The organism is Anaerotignum faecicola (assembly GCA_024460105.1).
Lineage (GTDB): Bacteria > Bacillota > Clostridia > Lachnospirales > Anaerotignaceae > JANFXS01.
Map to the genome: position 1 here is coordinate 1 of JANFXS010000397.1, position 420 is coordinate 420.

A 420-nucleotide genomic window follows, 5' to 3' on the forward strand; every position below is an offset into this window, starting at 1 on the left:
ATAATGTCCTTAATGTCTTCTGTCAGTCTGTCGTTGGCAAACTGTGACAATTTCCACGAGTGTCCCTGATGGTCCAGCGTTTTCAGTCCCTCTTCGTAATGTTCCACATATTTGTACCGGATTTCCGTACCAAAATTAATCTTTGCCACTCCCAGCTTAATTGCTTCTTTTACAATCTCCTCCTTCATTCCAGTACAACCGTGAAGCACCAGTGGAATATCCGTGAATTTTCTCACAGCCTCCAGTACCTCTAAATGGATATCCGGCTCACCCTTATAATAACCATGAGCATTGCCGATCCCGATTGCCAGGGAATCCGGCTGGCACAATCCTAAGAATTCCTTTACTTCACAGGGATCTACGATGTTCTTATTTTCCATCACGGTTCCCATATTGTCAAGGCGCAGGAGTTCTCCAATC

At 44.8% G+C, this 420-nt stretch carries 1 protein-coding gene; it reads right to left on the minus strand.

Translation table 11 applies throughout. From position 1 onward, the window contains the following. On the minus strand, positions 1–420 hold a 420-nt coding region (locus tag NE664_14555), incomplete at both ends, for a class II fructose-bisphosphate aldolase (GenBank protein ID MCQ4727856.1).